The sequence below is a fragment of the Halorubrum sp. Ib24 genome (assembly GCF_002252745.1).
Lineage (GTDB): Archaea > Halobacteriota > Halobacteria > Halobacteriales > Haloferacaceae > Halorubrum.
In genome coordinates, this window is record NZ_NHOX01000025.1 from 1 (window position 1) to 15,192 (window position 15,192).

15 protein-coding genes and 1 pseudogene are annotated in these 15,192 nt (G+C 69.4%); 13 read left to right on the forward strand and 3 right to left on the reverse strand.

Annotated elements, in window-relative coordinates; translation table 11 throughout:
• Window positions 1-377 (reverse strand): annotated as a pseudogene (locus DJ82_RS06105) (tRNA(Ile2) 2-agmatinylcytidine synthetase); the annotation flags it as partial.
• A gap of 198 nt (window positions 378-575) precedes the next feature.
• Here DJ82_RS06105 and DJ82_RS06110 point away from each other — a divergent pair.
• A complete protein-coding gene (locus DJ82_RS06110; protein ID WP_094524256.1) occupies window positions 576-1,547 on the forward strand; it encodes a transcriptional regulator in 972 nt (323 codons plus the stop codon).
• 24 nt (window positions 1,548-1,571) lie between these two features.
• Here the strand turns inward: DJ82_RS06110 and DJ82_RS06115 are convergent, their stop codons facing one another.
• A complete protein-coding gene (locus DJ82_RS06115) occupies window positions 1,572-3,230 on the reverse strand; it encodes a P-loop NTPase (RefSeq protein ID WP_094581309.1) in 1,659 nt (552 codons plus the stop codon).
• A gap of 156 nt (window positions 3,231-3,386) precedes the next feature.
• Between DJ82_RS06115 and ahaH the strand changes: the two genes are divergently transcribed.
• The 10 genes from ahaH to DJ82_RS06165 all read left to right on the forward strand — a co-directional run bounded on the left by ahaH (window position 3,387) and on the right by DJ82_RS06165 (window position 12,924).
• Window positions 3,387-3,743 carry an ATP synthase archaeal subunit H gene (gene ahaH, locus DJ82_RS06120; RefSeq protein ID WP_094524258.1) on the forward strand — a complete coding sequence of 119 codons (357 nt, stop codon included), beginning with the start codon at window positions 3,387-3,389 and terminating at the stop codon, window positions 3,741-3,743.
• A gap of 4 nt (window positions 3,744-3,747) precedes the next feature.
• Complete coding sequence (locus tag DJ82_RS06125; RefSeq protein ID WP_094524259.1) at window positions 3,748-5,970, forward strand: V-type ATP synthase subunit I; 2,223 nt, start codon at window positions 3,748-3,750, stop codon at window positions 5,968-5,970.
• Between the two features lie 234 nt (window positions 5,971-6,204).
• Window positions 6,205-6,459 (forward strand): hypothetical protein, encoded by a 255-nt coding sequence (locus DJ82_RS06130; RefSeq protein WP_094524260.1) that lies wholly within the window; start codon window positions 6,205-6,207, stop codon window positions 6,457-6,459.
• Window positions 6,460-6,473: 14 nt separating this feature from the next.
• Window positions 6,474-7,052: a V-type ATP synthase subunit E gene (locus DJ82_RS06135; RefSeq protein ID WP_094581310.1), complete on the forward strand. Its 579-nt coding sequence runs from the start codon at window positions 6,474-6,476 to the stop codon at window positions 7,050-7,052.
• Window positions 7,049-8,095: a V-type ATP synthase subunit C gene (locus DJ82_RS06140; RefSeq protein WP_094524262.1), complete on the forward strand. Its 1,047-nt coding sequence runs from the start codon at window positions 7,049-7,051 to the stop codon at window positions 8,093-8,095. The genes DJ82_RS06135 and DJ82_RS06140 overlap by 4 nt, the downstream gene beginning before the upstream one ends.
• Window positions 8,092-8,421, forward strand: a complete 330-nt coding sequence (locus DJ82_RS06145; RefSeq protein WP_094524263.1) for a V-type ATP synthase subunit F — start codon at window positions 8,092-8,094, stop codon at window positions 8,419-8,421. Before DJ82_RS06140 ends, DJ82_RS06145 begins: the two co-directional genes overlap by 4 nt.
• A 1-nt stretch (window position 8,422) precedes the next feature.
• The gene (locus DJ82_RS06150; protein WP_094524264.1) at window positions 8,423-10,201 is read left to right on the forward strand and encodes an ATP synthase subunit A; all 1,779 of its coding nucleotides are present in this window, start codon (window positions 8,423-8,425) and stop codon (window positions 10,199-10,201) included.
• Window positions 10,202-10,203: 2 nt separating this feature from the next.
• Window positions 10,204-11,622 (forward strand): V-type ATP synthase subunit B, encoded by a 1,419-nt coding sequence (locus DJ82_RS06155; RefSeq protein ID WP_094524265.1) that lies wholly within the window; start codon window positions 10,204-10,206, stop codon window positions 11,620-11,622.
• Between the two features lie 120 nt (window positions 11,623-11,742).
• Window positions 11,743-12,444 carry a V-type ATP synthase subunit D gene (locus tag DJ82_RS06160; RefSeq protein ID WP_094524266.1) on the forward strand — a complete coding sequence of 234 codons (702 nt, stop codon included), beginning with the start codon at window positions 11,743-11,745 and terminating at the stop codon, window positions 12,442-12,444.
• Window positions 12,445-12,513: 69 nt separating this feature from the next.
• A complete protein-coding gene (locus DJ82_RS06165) occupies window positions 12,514-12,924 on the forward strand; it encodes a DUF6276 family protein (protein WP_094526953.1) in 411 nt (136 codons plus the stop codon).
• 49 nt (window positions 12,925-12,973) lie between these two features.
• Here the strand turns inward: DJ82_RS06165 and DJ82_RS06170 are convergent, their stop codons facing one another.
• Complete coding sequence (locus DJ82_RS06170; RefSeq protein ID WP_094557321.1) at window positions 12,974-13,336, reverse strand: PLD nuclease N-terminal domain-containing protein; 363 nt, start codon at window positions 13,334-13,336, stop codon at window positions 12,974-12,976.
• Between the two features lie 123 nt (window positions 13,337-13,459).
• Between DJ82_RS06170 and DJ82_RS06175 the strand changes: the two genes are divergently transcribed.
• On the forward strand, window positions 13,460-14,845 hold the full coding sequence (locus DJ82_RS06175; RefSeq protein ID WP_094581311.1) for a deoxyribodipyrimidine photo-lyase: 1,386 nt from the start codon (window positions 13,460-13,462) through the stop codon (window positions 14,843-14,845).
• A complete protein-coding gene (locus DJ82_RS14430; RefSeq protein ID WP_143420504.1) occupies window positions 14,832-15,134 on the forward strand; it encodes a hypothetical protein in 303 nt (100 codons plus the stop codon). Before DJ82_RS06175 ends, DJ82_RS14430 begins: the two co-directional genes overlap by 14 nt.
• The last annotated feature ends 58 nt before the right edge of the window (window positions 15,135-15,192 follow it).

The following is a 15,192-nucleotide window of genomic DNA, read 5'->3' on the forward strand; positions in this document are numbered from 1 at the left end:
CGCGACGTCGACGTCGCGGCGCCGGCGTCCTCCGGGGCCCCGGCGGCGGGGGCGACCGGCGCGAACGGGTCCCCCGCGACGTCGACGTCGGCGGCGACGACGCCCGGCGAGGTCCGGGGGTCATCGGCCGCGGCGAACTCCCGGACCGCCTCCGCGGCGAGGTCGAACGCCGCCTCCGCGTCGATTCTCGAAACGTGGACCGCGACGGCGGCGTTCCCCCGCGTCTTGTGTTTCACGGCGGGGTTCAGCCGGACGAGGAGCCGGCGGCGGACCCGCCCGCCGGCCGCTTCGAGCCGCTCGGCGAGCCGCGCGCCGACGTACGTCGTGCACATCCCGCGCTCGCGGGAGTCGGTGTCGTCGACGGCGACGATGGGCATACGCGCCCTTCTCCGCTCCCGGACAAACCGGTTTCGGCCGGTCGCTCGGGCCCCTCCCGAGCGATTAGCCGCCGATCGGCGCCGACGCGGTATTTAACGGCTCCGGTGGGTGAGACGGGGAAAACGCAAGCGGGCGGCGGTTTCGAGCGGCCGCAAGTGACACAACGCATATATACGGCGAGCCGCCTATTTCAGGGTATGTCCCGGACTGCGCTGATAGAAAACGTCACCGCGATGCTGGAGGACGCGGGCTTCCTCGTCAGCGATCGGTGTGCGGTCCGGCCCAAGAGCTTCGACGTGGCGGCCCGGCGCGGCGACGACCTGCTCCTCCTGAAGATCCTCGGCAACGTCGACGCCCTGGACGCGGAGACCGGCGCTGAGATGCGCCGGCTCGGCGAGTACCTGCGGGCGACGCCGATGGTGATCGGGGTCCGGACCCGCGACGAGGAGCTGAAGCCCGGCGTCGTCTACTTCCGGCACGGCGTCCCGGTGATCAACCCCGACACGGGGTACGACCTGTTCGTCGAGGGGATGCCGCCGCTCATCTACGCGGCCCCCGGCGGGCTCTACGTCAGCCTCGACGGCGACCTCCTCGCCGACGAGCGCGAGGAGCGCGGCTGGTCGCTCGGCCAGCTCGCGACCGAACTCGGCGTCTCCCGGCGCACCGTCTCGAAGTACGAGGACGGGATGAACGCCTCCATCGAGGTCGCGATCCAGTTAGAAGAGCTGTTCGACGAGCCGTTCTCCAGCCCGGTCGACGTGCTGGACGGCGCCGACGAGGTGCGCGACGCCGACCCGACCCCCTCGGCGCCCGAGACCGACCCCGACGACGAGCACGTCCTCCACGTGCTCACCAACGCCGGCTTCACGGTCCACCCGACCGCCCGGGCGCCGTTCAAGGCCGTCTCGGAGGACGATCAGCGCGCCGAGACCCGCGTCCTCACCGGTCACTCGGCGTTCACCCCCGCGGCGGAGAAGCGCGCGCGGATCATGTCTTCGATCGGCGAAGTCGCCCGCACGCGCTCGGTGTACTTCACCGAGGAGGACGAGAAGCGCGAGTCGATCGAGGGCACCGCGCTGGTCTCCTGCGACGAGCTCGCCGGTATCACCGACCCCGAGGAGATCCGCGAGCTCATCCGCGACCGGGCGGAAGCGCCCTCCGAGGCCTGAGACCGCGAGCGCGTTCCGGCCCACTTATCGCCCGAACAAGCGACTGAAGAAGCCGCCGCTCTCCTCCTCGTCGTCCGCCTCGGCTCCGTCCGACGCCGTCTTCCCGCTCTGTTCCCCCGCGTCTCCGTCGCCGTCGGTGCCCCCCGAGAGCACGGTGTTCCTGCCGCCGGTGTCGTCGTCGCGGAACGGGACGCTCCCCGCGAGCTCGTCTTCCGGACCGGTCGCTTCCGCCTCGCCGATCTCCGGCTCGTCGACCTCCGCCTCGTCGTCCGGACCGGCCCCTTCCGCCTCGTCGATCTCTGGCTCGTCGATCTCTGGCTCGTCGACTTCCCTATCGTCGCTCCCCGTATCGTCGGTCGCTTCTCCGTCGTCTGCGGCCCCTTCTCCGTCGTCTGCGGCCGCTTCCTCGGTGTCCTCCGGCGTCGCTTCGTCGCCGTCGTCCGCTGCGACCTCGTCTTCGTCCGCCGCGGTCTCGTCCTCGAACGCTTCGGCCTCCGCCGCGTCCTCCTCGATCATCGCCTCGAGGTCGTCGCCGTCGACGTGCTCCTCGCCGACGGTCTCCGTCTCGCCGGTCGCGGCCCGGTCCGCGGCCGCGGCGTCAGCGGTCGCTTCGGCGTCGACCTCGTCGTCGTCGGCCGGCGCTTCCGTGCCTTCCTCCGGAACGGGGTCCTCGTCGGCGACGATGATCTCCTCCTCGTCGCCCGGGTCGCTCAGTCCCCCCGGCTCGGCGTCGGCGACGATGATCTCGTCGTCGTCCGCGTCGGTGCCGTCCGCGTCGGTATCGTCCGCGTCGGTGTCGTCGGCCTCCCCTTTGACCTCCTCGGCCTCCGCGGACTCGTCCGCGTGGTCGGCTTCCTCCGCGTGGTCGGCTTCCTCCGCGTGGTCGGCTTCCTCCGCGTGGTCGGCTTCCTCCGGCTCCGAGTCGTCGGTCGCGTCGGACTCGCCGATCCCGGCTCCCTCGACGGCCGCGCCCGTCAGGGCCCGAGCGAGGTCCCGGTAGGCCCGAGTGGCGGGCGCCTCCGGCGCGAACGTCGGGAGCGGTCGGTTCGCGGTCGCCGCCCGGACCACCGCGTCGTCCTCCGGGATCCGACCGAGGACCGGCGCGTCGAGCACGTCGCCGACGTCGTCGAGCCTCTCGGCGCCGGCGACGCCCGGGTCGGCGTCGGGGTCGACGCGGGTGATCGCGGCGCCGGCGACCGCGCCGCCGAGCCGCTCGGCGAGCTGTCGCGTCTTCTCGGTGTCGCCGAGGGCGCTCCGCTCGGCGGTCGAGACGAGGAGCGTCTCGTCGGCGATCGCGAGCGGGAGGCTCGAATCGTGCGAGAGCCCCGCGCCGGCGTCGACGAACACGTAGTCGGCGCCCTCGAAGGCGGCGACCGCGTCGCTGAGCCCGGCGGGGTCGGCCGACGCGTAGGCGTCGAGGTCGTCCGCGCCGGGGACGACCCGGAGCCCCTCGGGCCCCTCGTGGACCGCGTCGAGCGGGTCGGCCCGCCCCGCGAGCACGTCGTGGAGCGTCGTCTCGCCGGGCGTCACGCCCAGCGCGCCCGCGAGGTTCGCCATGCCGATGTCGGCGTCGACCGCGACGACGTCGGCGCCGGAGCCGGCCAGGATCGTCGCGATCGCCGCGGTCGTGGTGGTCTTCCCGACCCCACCTTTCGCCGACGCGACCGCATACACCGTTGCCATACGGTGACGGTCCGGCGACTGGTACTTAAATGTAGGCGGCGGCCGCCGGCCGGATACGTGCGGGCGCCGCGGATTCCCGCCGATATCGGGGGCAACGCCCGCGTACTTTCGCAAACACCTTATACGTCGCTTGTAGAGTTTCAGGCGATTAGTAGCATGGCGAGACCAGAGGTGCTCGACCGGATCAAGGAGGCTGAACGGGAGGCGGACGAGATCATCGCGGAGGCGGAATCGGACGCCGACGAGCGCCTCGCCGAGGCTCGAGAGCGCGCGGAGGCGATCCGCGCCGAGGCCGAGGAGGAGGCGGAGTCCGAGGCCGCGGAACGGCTCGAGGCCGCCCGCGAGGAGATCGAGGAACGCCGCGAGGAGATCCTCGAGTCGGGCCGGTCCGACCGCGACGAGCTCGAACGCGAGGCCCGCGAGCGCGTGGACTCGGCCGTCGACTACGCAGTCGAACGGTTCGAGGAAGCGGTGAACCAACAGGCCGAGGAGGCGGTGGATGCTCAGGCCTGAGCGGATGAGCAAGGTGTCGGTGACGGGCTCGAAGCGCGTCATCGACGACGTCATCGAGGCGGCGTACGCCCACCACTCGCTGCACGTCACGGACTACGACGAGCGCTACGAGGGGTTCGCGCCCGGCGAGTCGCTCGAGGGCGCCCAGACGGTGAACGAGCGGCTCGTCACCGTCCGCTCGCTGGAGAGCGTCCTCGACGTCGAGGGCGACGAGGTCGACGCGGCCCGCGCCATCGACGACGAGGAGCTCGAACGCGAGCTCGCCGACGTCCGCGAGCGCGTCAACGCCCTCAACGACCGGCGTGACGAGCTCCAGACCGAGATCCGCGACCGGGAGGAGGAGATCGACCGCATGGAGCCGTTCGCCGACCTCGGCATCGAGCTCGACCTGCTCCGCGGCTACGACTCGCTGGAGGTCGTCGTCGGCGAGGCCAAGCCCGACGCCGTCGAGGCGACGCTCGCCGACGCCGACGGGATCGACGCCTACGAGGTGTTCGCCGGGAGCGACGTCGTGGCGATCTTCGCGAAGCCCGCCGACGGGGCCGAGGAGGGGGTCCTGCAGGACTCGCTCGTCGGCGTCGACATCGCGCTGCTGGAGGTCCCCGAGGCCGAGGCCGGCCCCGCGGAGTACGTCGCGGAGCTGGAGCGCGAGCGCGAGGATCTGCGGACCGACCTCGAGGCGATCGAGGCCGACCTCGCAGCCATGAAGGAGGAGGCGGCCGCCTTCCTGCTCCGCGCCGAGGAGCAGCTCACCATCGAGGCCGAGAAGAAGGAGGCGCCGCTCTCCTTCGCGACCACCGAGAACGCGTTCGTCGCGGAGGGGTGGATCCCCACGGACACCTACCCCGAATTCGAGGCGACCGTCGCCGACGCCGTCGGCGACCACGCCGAGGTCGAGGAGCTCGAACGCGCTTCGTTCACGCCCGACGGTGACCACCACACCGAGGCGGTGGACGGCGACGAGGGCGATTCCGCGAGCGCGGTCGACGCCGACGCCGGCGCCGCGGACGCGACGGCCGAGAAGGCGGCCGCCACCGACGGCGGCCACGCGATGCACGGCGACGACGACCCGCCGGTCGTCCAAGACAACGGGAACGCGGCGGGGCCGTTCGAGCTGCTCGTGCAGGGCTTCGGCCGACCGAAGTACTCTGAGTTCGACCCGACGCTCCTCGTCTTCCTCACGTTCCCGCTCATGTTCGGGTTCATGATCGGCGACGTCGGGTACGGCGTCCTCTACGCCGCGATCGGCTACTTCCTGTACAGCCGATTCGACGGGACGTTCCGGGAGCTCGGCGCCGTCGCGATGTGGGCCGGCGGCTTCACGATCCTGTTCGGGATCTACTTCGGGATCGACCTGTTCGGCTACCACGCGTACCAGCTGCTGCCGGGTGACATCCACTGGCCCGTCGACGGGAAGGGGCTCTCGCCGGCGGACCTCGACTGGGCGCTGTCGTTCCTCGTCGCCAGCGTGCTGTTCGGTCTCGTCCACCTGAACGCGGGGCACATCCTCTCGTTCGTGAGCAACTACCAGCAGCACGACCTCAAACACGCACTGTACGAGGGCGGGTCGTGGCTGCTGATCCTCAACGGCGCGTGGGTCTGGATCTTCAGCCAGCACGTGCTCGGTCCGAAGCCGGCGTTCCTCTTCGACTCGTTCTCGATACTCACCTTCGGGGCGGTGTCGTTCGCCGGCTTCCCGGTCGCGGTCGGGTACGTCGCCATCGCGGCCATCGCTCTCGGCGTCGTCCTGCTCGCGATCGGCGAGCCGCCGGAGCTCGCCGAGGTGCTCTCGCCGATCGTCAACGTCATCTCGTACGCCCGGATCATGGCGGTGCTGCTCGCGAAGGGCGGGATGGCGCTAGCGGTGAACCTGCTCGCGTTCGGCGCGTACATCGACGAGGGCGGCGCGGGGAGCTTCCACTTCATTTTCTCCGCCGACTACCTCGAGTACGTGCGGAGCCACCCGGAGGACTACGAGCTCGTCTTCGCGGGGATCACGACCGCCTTCGACCCCGCCTCGATCGGCCTCGTCGGGGTCGTCGCGCTCGTCGGCGGGGTCGTCGTGGCCGTCGTCGGCCACGTCGTCGTCCTCCTGCTCGGCGTCACCTCCGCCGGCATTCAGGCGGTGCGTCTCGAGTACGTGGAGTTCTTCGGGAACTTCTACGAAGGCGGCGGCGACAGCTACCTGCCGTTCGGCTACGACCGAGAGTACACCACCGAGGAGTAGGGCGTCCGGCGGCCGCGTCCCGCCCTGTCGCCTCCGCCCCTCGCAGTCACTCACTGCCGCTCTCGCCGGCTCGGACACGCCCGTCACGCGTCGCGGCGAGTCGCGTTCGAGCCGCGTTTAGCCCCGCCTCCGTCCCCGACTGCGGCCGGTCTATTCGGTCGTTTTGGGAAGCTTTATGACTACTGTGGCGGCAACTAGCAACTGTTCGGAGACGAGCAACCGGAACTACTACCAATGCTTGAAGCTACCAACGCACTCGGGAACGCCGTACTGTCCACCGGAGGAACACTTACTGACCCCAACGCCGCGGCAGCGCTCGCCGTCGGCCTCGCGGCGCTCGGTGCGGGCTACGCGGAGCGCGGTATCGGCTCGGCCGCCGTCGGCGCGATGGCCGAGGACGAGGACCTCTTCGTCAACGGGCTCATCCTGACGGTGCTTCCCGAGACGATCGTCATCCTCGCGCTCGTCGTCGTGTTCATCGTCGGGTAACCCTTTTTCAACCAATGAGTTTGGACACTGTCGTTGAGGACGTTCGAGACGAAGCCCGCGCGCGTGCAGAGGAGATCCGCGAAGCGGCGGAGTCCGAGGCGGACGAGATCGTCGCCGAGGCGGAGGCCGACGCCGAGCGCATCCGCGAGGAGCGGCTCGCAGAGGTCGACCGACAGATCGACCAAGAGCGCGAGCAGACGCTCTCGTCGGCCAAACTCGAGGCGAAGCAGGAGCGGCTCGGAGCCCGCCGCGACGTCCTCGAAGACGTCCACGACGACGTCGAGGCGGCGATCGCCGGTCTCGACGACGACCGCCGTCGCGAGCTGACCGAGACGCTGCTCGACGCGAGCCTCGCGGAGTTCGACGTCGACGCCGACGTCGCCGTCTACACTCGCGCCGAGGACGTCGAGCTCCTCGAGGAGCTCGTCGCCGACCGCAACGCGGAAGTCGACGGCGAAGTCGACTGTCTCGGCGGCGTGGTCGCCGAGAGCGACACCTCTCGCGTTCGCGTGAACAACACGTTCGACTCGGTCCTGGAGTCCGTCTGGGACGACGAGTTGAAGAACATCTCGGAGCGGCTGTTCGACCAATGAGCGCCGTCGGGAGCTCGAACCCGGAGTACGTCGTCGCGCGGGTTCGCGCCCGCCGCGGCAGCCTCTACGGGGACGAGGAGTACCGCAAGCTGACCCGGATGGGCCCGGCGGAGATCGCCCGGTTCATGGAGGAATCGAGCTACGGGCGGGAGATCAACGCCCTCGGGAGCCGCCACGGCGGCGTGGACCTCATCGAGTACGCGCTGAACCGGAACCTCGCCCAGCAGTTCGAGGGGATCTTAGAGTGGAGCGAGGGAAGGCTGTACGACCAGATCGCCCGCTACCTCCGCAAGTTCGACGCGTGGAACGTGAAGACGGTCATCCGCGGCGTCTACACCGACGCGGACCAGTCCGACGTCGAAGTCGACCTGATCCGCGCCGGCGAGTTCGACGACCGTTTGATCCGGCGCCTGCTGGAGGCCGACTCGATCGACGGCGTCGTCGAGGTGCTGGAAGACACGATCTACGGCCCGCCGCTCCGCGAGGCGTACGCCGAGTACGAGGAGACGGACGTGCTGGTTCCCCTCGAGAACGCCGTCGACCGCGCGTTCTACGAGCGGCTCCTCTCCGGGCTCGGTAACGACGAACCGACCCGGCAGTACGAGGCGTTCCTCAAGGCGGAGGTCGACTTCCGGAACGCGACGAACGCCCTCCGGCTCGCCCGGTCGGGCGCGGACATCGACCCCGCCGCGTACTTCATCGAGGGCGGCGAGCTGTTCACCCGCGGGTCGCTCGCGCGGCTCGCGCGGAACCTCGACGAGCTCGTGGAGTACATCGCGGACAGCCAGTACGCCGAGCAGCTCGGCCCGGCGCTGCGCGAACTCGAGGAGGCGGACAGCCTCATCGCGTTCGAGCACGCGACCGACGCCGCGCTGCTCGCGTACGGCGACCGGCTCGGCACGATCCACCCGGTGTCGGTCACCCCGGTCATCTCCTACATCCTCGCGAAGGAGCGAGAGGTGGAGAACATCCGGGCGATCGCCCGCGGCAAGGAGGCCGGCCTGTCGGCCGACGAGATCGAATCGGAGCTGGTGATAACATGAGCCAGGAGATCGCCGTCGTCGGCAGCCCCGAGTTCACTACGGGGTTCCGGCTCGCCGGCGTGCGGAAGTTCGAGAACGTACCAGACGACGAGAAGGACGAGCGGCTCGACGACGCCGTCGAACGGACCCTCGACGACGAGGGCACCGGCATCATCGTGATGCACAACGACGACCTCGACCACCTCTCGCGGGGGACCCGCGAGTCGGTGGAGGGGAGCATCGAGCCCGTGCTCGTCACGCTCGGCGGCGCCGGCGCCGGCAGCGGCGGGCTGCGCGACCAGATCAAACGAGCCATCGGGATCGACCTGATGGAGGAGGACGATTAACATGAGCAAAGCAGAATCCACGGAGACCACCCCTACCGAAGACGGTGTTATCCAAAGCGTGAGCGGTCCGGTCGTGAGCGCCCGCGACCTCGACGCCCGCATGAACGACGTCGTCTACGTCGGCGACGAAGGCCTCATGGGGGAAGTGATCGAGATCGAAGGCGACATCACGACCATTCAGGTGTACGAGGAGACCTCCGGGGTCGCCCCCGGCGAACCCGTCGAGAACACGGGCGAGCCGCTGTCGGTCGACCTTGGTCCGGGCATGCTGGACGCCATCTACGACGGCGTCCAGCGACCCCTGGACGTGCTGGAGGGCAAGATGGGCAGTCCCTACCTCGACCGCGGGGTCGACGCGCCCGGCATCGACCTCGAGGAGGAGTGGGAGTTCGAGCCGATCGTCGAGGTCGGCGACGAGGTCGGCCGCGGCGACGTGGTCGGCGTCGTCGAGGAGACGGTCACCATCGACCACAAGGTGATGGTGCCGCCGGACGCCCTCGAGGAGGGCGAGACCACCGAGGTCACCGCGATCGAGTCGGGCTCGTTCGACGTCACCGAGACGGTGGCCGAGCTCGCGAACGGGACCGACGTCTCGATGCACCAGGAGTGGCCCGTCCGCGAGGCGCGCCCCTCCGAGAACAAGAAGACGCCCCGGACGCCGCTGGTGTCCGGACAGCGCATCCTCGACGGCCTGTTCCCCATCGCGAAGGGCGGGACGGCCGCGATCCCGGGCCCGTTCGGCTCCGGGAAGACCGTCACGCAGCACCAGCTCGCGAAGTACGCCGACGCCGACATTATCGTCTACGTCGGCTGCGGCGAGCGCGGAAACGAGATGACCGAGGTCATCGAGGACTTCCCCGAGCTGGAGGACCCGGCCAACGGCAACCCGCTGATGGCCCGCACCTCGCTCATCGCGAACACCTCGAACATGCCCGTCGCGGCGCGTGAGTCCTGTATCTACACGGGGATCACGATCGCCGAGTACTACCGCGACATGGGGTACGACGTCGCGCTGATGGCCGACTCCACCTCGCGGTGGGCGGAGGCGATGCGCGAGATCTCCTCCCGGCTGGAGGAGATGCCCGGCGAGGAGGGGTACCCCGCGTACCTCGCCGCCCGGCTCGCGCAGTTCTACGAGCGCGCCGGCTACTTCGAGAACGTCAACGGGACGGAGGGGTCCGTCTCGGCGATCGGCGCGGTGTCGCCGCCCGGCGGTGACTTCTCCGAGCCGGTCACCCAGAACACGCTGCGCATCGTGAAGACGTTCTGGGCGCTCGACGCGGACCTGGCGGAGCGCCGCCACTTCCCGTCGATCAACTGGAACGAGTCGTACTCGCTGTACAAAGACCAGCTCGACCCGTGGTTCGAGAACGAGGTCGCCGACGACTGGGCGGAGAAGCGCCAGTGGGCGGTCGACGTGCTCGACGAGGAGACCGAGCTGCAGGAGATCGTACAGCTCGTCGGGAAGGACGCCCTGCCCGACGACCAGCAGCTCACCCTGGAGGTCGCCCGCTACCTGCGCGAGGCGTACCTCCAGCAGAACGCGTTCCACCCGGTGGACACGTACTGTCCGCCCGAGAAGACGTACCTCATGCTGACGACGATCGAGGCGTTCAACGACGAGGCGTTCAGGGCGCTCGAAGCGGGCGTCCCCGTCGAGGAGATCGTCGACACCGAGGCCGCCCCCCGAATTAACCGGATCGGCGTCCAAGAGGACTACGAGGAGTACGTCGAGGAGCTCAAAGCGGAGATCGCCGACGAGCTCCGGAGCCTCTACTGACCATGAAAGAGTATCAGACCATCACCGAGATCAGCGGCCCCCTCGTGTACGCCGAGGTCGACGAGGCGATCGGCTACGACGAGATCGTCGAGATCGAGACGGCACAGGGGGAGACGCTGCGCGGACAGGTGCTCGAATCCTCGGAGGGCGTCGTCGCCATCCAGGTGTTCGAGGGCACCTCCGGTATCGACCAGAACGCGTCCGTCCGCTTCCTGGGCGAGACGATGAAGATGCCCGTCACCGAGGACCTCCTCGGACGGGTCCTCGACGGCTCCGGCCGCCCGATCGACGACGGTCCGGAGATCGTCCCCGAGGAGCGGCAGGACATCGTCGGCGCGGCCATCAACCCCTACTCCCGGGAGTACCCCGAGGAGTTCATCGAGACGGGCGTCTCAGCGATCGACGGGATGAACACCCTCGTTCGCGGCCAGAAGCTCCCGATCTTCTCCAGCTCCGGGCAGCCGCACAGCGAGCTGGCGATGCAGATCGCCCGGCAGGCGAGCGTGCCGGAAGAGGAGGAGGCCGGGGAGGAGAGCTCCGAGTTCGCCGTCATCTTCGGCGCGATGGGGATCACCCAGGAGGAGGCGAACGAGTTCATGCAGGACTTCGAGCGCACCGGTGCGCTGGAGCGCTCCGTCGTCTTCATGAACCTCGCGGACGACCCCGCCGTCGAGCGGACGGTCACCCCGCGCATGGTGCTCACCACGGCCGAGTACCTCGCCTTCGAGAAGGACTACCACGTCCTCGTCATCCTGACGGACATGACCAACTACTGCGAGGCGCTCCGCGAGATCGGGGCGGCCCGCGAGGAGGTCCCGGGCCGACGTGGCTACCCCGGGTACATGTACACCGACCTGGCGCAGCTGTACGAGCGCGCCGGGCGCATCCAGGGCCGTGACGGGTCGGTGACGCAGATCCCGATCCTCACGATGCCGGGCGACGACGACACCCACCCGATCCCGGATCTGACCGGGTACATCACGGAGGGGCAGATCTACGTCGACCCCGACCTGAACAGTCAGGGGCTGCAGCCCCCGATCAACGTCCTCCCCAGCCTGTCGCGGCTGATGGACGACGGGATCGGCGAGGGGCTCACCCGCGAGGACCACGCCGACGTGAAAGACCAGATGTTCGCGGCGTACGCGGAGGGCGAGGACCTGCGCGACCTCGTGAACATCGTCGGGCGCGAGGCGCTCTCGGAGCTCGACAACAAGTACCTCGACTTCGCGGACGCGTTCGAGTCGGAGTTCGTCGACCAGGGCTTCGACACGAACCGCGACATCGAGGAGACGCTGGAGATCGGCTGGGACCTGCTCTCGATGCTTCCGAAGGACGCCCTCAACCGGATCGACGAGGAGTTCATCGAGGAGTACTACCGCGAGGAGGACTCCGAGCGCGAAGTCGTCGAAGCGGCCGACTGACGCGGCGTTCTTCCACTTTTCGCCCTCAGTTAGCGGCGGCGCCGGCCGGGGCCGATCGCGCGCGACACGTCACGACTGAAAAGAATTATCCGCCTCGGAGCGGAAGACTCCACCAATAAGATGGCCAAGGACGTCAAACCGACGCGGAAGAACCTGATGGCGATCGAGGACCGCATCGAGCTCTCGGAGCGCGGTCACGACACGCTCGAACAGAAGCGTGACGGCCTCATCATGGAGTTCATGGACATCCTCGATCAGGCGCAGGACGTCCGCTCGGACGTCTCCGAGAGGTACGAGACGGCCCAGCGCAAGATCGACATGGCCCGGGCGATGGAGGGCGACGTCGCCGTCCGCGGCGCGGCCGCCGCGCTGAAAGAGCACCCGGAGATAACCACCCAGTCGAAGAACATCATGGGCGTGGTCGTCCCGCAGATCGAGTCCTCGAAGGTGAAGAAGAGCCTCGACGAGCGCGGCTACGGGCTGCTCGGCTCCTCCGCCCGCATCGACGAGGCGGCCGACGCCTACGAGGAACTGTTAGAGAAGATCATCCTCGCGGCCGAGGTCGAGACGGCCATGAAGAAGATGCTCACGGAGATCGAGACCACAAAGCGCCGCGTGAACGCCTTGGAGTTCACGCTCCTCCCGACCCTCTACGAGAACCAGGAGTACATCGAGCAGAAGCTGGAAGAACAGGAGCGCGAGGAGATCTTCCGCATGAAGAAGATCAAGGCCAAAAAGGAGGAAGAAGAGAAGGAGGAGGCCGAAGAGGCCGCCGCCGAGGCCGCGGCGGCCCGGGCCGAGGAGCCGGAGCCCGCGGACTGACCGGTTCCGTCGACTCGCGCCGTCCCGCGTCTACCGACCGAACCCGCCGTCTCATCCATCTCGTTTCTCATGTCCTGTCCCCGTTGTGACGCCGACCTCGTCGCGTTCGTCGTCCCGCCCGCGATCCGCGAGCACGCGCCGGCCGCGACGACGGCGATCTGCACCCGCTGTCTGCGGACGTTCGCCGCCGACGGGAGCGACGGGGGCGTCGAGGTCGACGGGTCCGACTCCGCGTCCCCCGCCGACCCCGATTTCTCCGCGGTCGACTCCGCGTTCCCCGACGGCGAGGCGGGCGCGGCGCTCGCGCTCGTCTGCGGCAAGCTGGAGTCGTTCGCGCTCAACCGCGCCTCGATCGAGGCGCTCGTCGACCACGCGGAGCGGTCCGGCGCCGACGTCTTCGCCTTCTTGGAGCGCCTCGACGCCGCGGACGCCGCCTTCGACCTCGACCGGCGGCGGGCGGCGCTGCTGGACGTGCTGTGAGGGCTCGCCGGCGCGTGGCGATCGCCGAGCCGATACCGACGCTCGGGAGTCAGTCCTCGTCGAGGTCGACGCCCGGCGGGTCGTCCCACTCGTCCTCGGCGTCCGACTCGTCGTCGGCCTCCGTCCCCGCCGGGCCGAGCGCCTTCTCGCCGCGCCGGCGCTCGTGGACCGCGAGGCCGGCCTTGCGCGCGTCGCTCCCGCCGGCGTACGGGTCTTCGGACGGGTCGTACGACTGTTCGTCCCGCTCGAAGAGGTACGCGAAGAGGCCGAACAGCGGGACGACGAAGGCGATGAGCGCCCACTTCTCGCGGTTCATCCCGTGTTTCGGGGCGTCGACGTAGACGTACGCGGCGAAGCCGACGAGCCACGCGAGCGGGACGCCGACGAGGATGGCGACGACGAGCGGCTCCATACCTACGCTTCGGGCTCGTCGGCTTAAGCACACGGGTGGATTTCGGGTGGAGCGCGGTCGCGTCCGTCCCGGAACGTCGCTCCCGGCCGAAGGACACTATCCGGTGGAGTCCGTACCGATCCCATGCAGCTGTTCTGGCACCGACGCGACCCGCGAACCGGAGACAACGCCGGGCTCGCGGCGGCCGCGCGGGCGGGGACCGTCGTCCCCGTCTTCGTCTACGACGCCGACCTGTTCGAGACGGTGGGAGCGCGCCAGCGCGCCTTCCTCCTCCGCCACGTGAAGCGGTTGGAGGCTCGTTACCGCGAGCTCGGGAGCGACCTCGTCGTCCGGGCGGGCGACCCCGAAGAGGTCCTCGTCGAGCTCGCCGACGAGCACGGCGCCGAGACGGTCTTCTACAACGAGTACTACCGCCCCGCTCGGCGCAACCGCCAGCGCGCGGTCGAGGACGCCCTCGATGGCGTCGGAGTCGAGACCGACGCGCGGACCGACGCCGTTCTGGTCGACCCCGCCCGGCTCGAGGAGCGCTACGCGAACCACAGTCGGTTCCACGACGACTGGGCGGCGGTCCCCAAGCCCGGACCGTATCCGGAGCCCGAGTCGGAGTCGTTGGCGGCCGTGCGCGACGGGAAGACGGTCCCCGAACCGGACGCCGACATCGACCTCCCCGAGGCGGGGTACGAGGCCGCCCGCGAGCGGTTCGACGACTTCCTCGACTACGGGATCACGTCGTACAACGACACCCGCGACGACCTCCGGCGCGCCGCGGAGGAGCCCACGCACGCGGTCTCGCGGCTGTCGCCGTACCTCGCGACCGGCGCGATCGGGATCCGCGAGGTGTGGGCGGGCGCGAGCGACGTCTACGAGGCAGTCACCGGCGGCGAGCGCCGCAACGTGGACAAGTACCGCTACGAGCTGTCGTGGCGCGAGCAGATGTACCACCTGCTCTACTACAACCCCGACCTGGCGGTGTCGAACTACAAGTCGTTCCCGAACGAGATCGCGTGGCGCGACGACGACGCCGACTTCGAGGCGTGGGCGCGCGGCGAGACCGGCTACCCGCTCGTCGACGCCGGGATGCGACAGCTGAACGCGGAGGGGTACATCCACAATCGCCCGCGGCAGGTGGTCGCGAGCTTCCTGGCGAAACACCTCCTGATCGACTGGCGGCGCGGAGCGCGCTACTTCACCAAACAGCTGATCGACCACGACTACGCCTCGAACCACGGGGCGTGGCAGTGGACCGCGTCGACGGGCACCGACTCCGTCGACGTCCGCATCTTCGATCCGGTGAGTCAGATGAGCAAGTACGACGACGGCGCCCACTTCGTGAAGGCGTACGTCCCCGAGCTCCGCGACGTGCCCGCCGGGAAGGTCGTCGACTGGCCGACGCTCTCGCACGGCGAACGCGAGGAGCTCGCGCCCGACTACCCGCACCCGATCGTCGACCGGAACGAGGGGTACGAGCGCGCCCAGCGCGTCTTCGAGGAGGCGCTTGGAAAGCGGTGAGCGGCGGTCGGTCATAAATGGCCGCGGCGGCGCACATCTGCGAGCGACCGCCCGCGACCGCGGTCGACGACCGCTCCGGGCCGACGATCTTATGACGTCTCCGCCGCGACCGAGGGACGTGCATCGGTTCGTTCGGGGCCTCCTGTCCCTCCTACTTGGACTGTTCGTCGGGAGCTCCGTCGCGTTCGTCGGTAGCCCGGACCCGACCGGCGTTTTCACGCTCGTCGCCGGCCTCGCTCTGACCGTCGCGTCAGCGGCGGGGATCTACGTCGGTATCGGCCGTTTATAAGTGAACAGGCGGGGTGCGGAGCGCTTCCGTCCCCGCTCCCGTCCGATCCGACGATTTA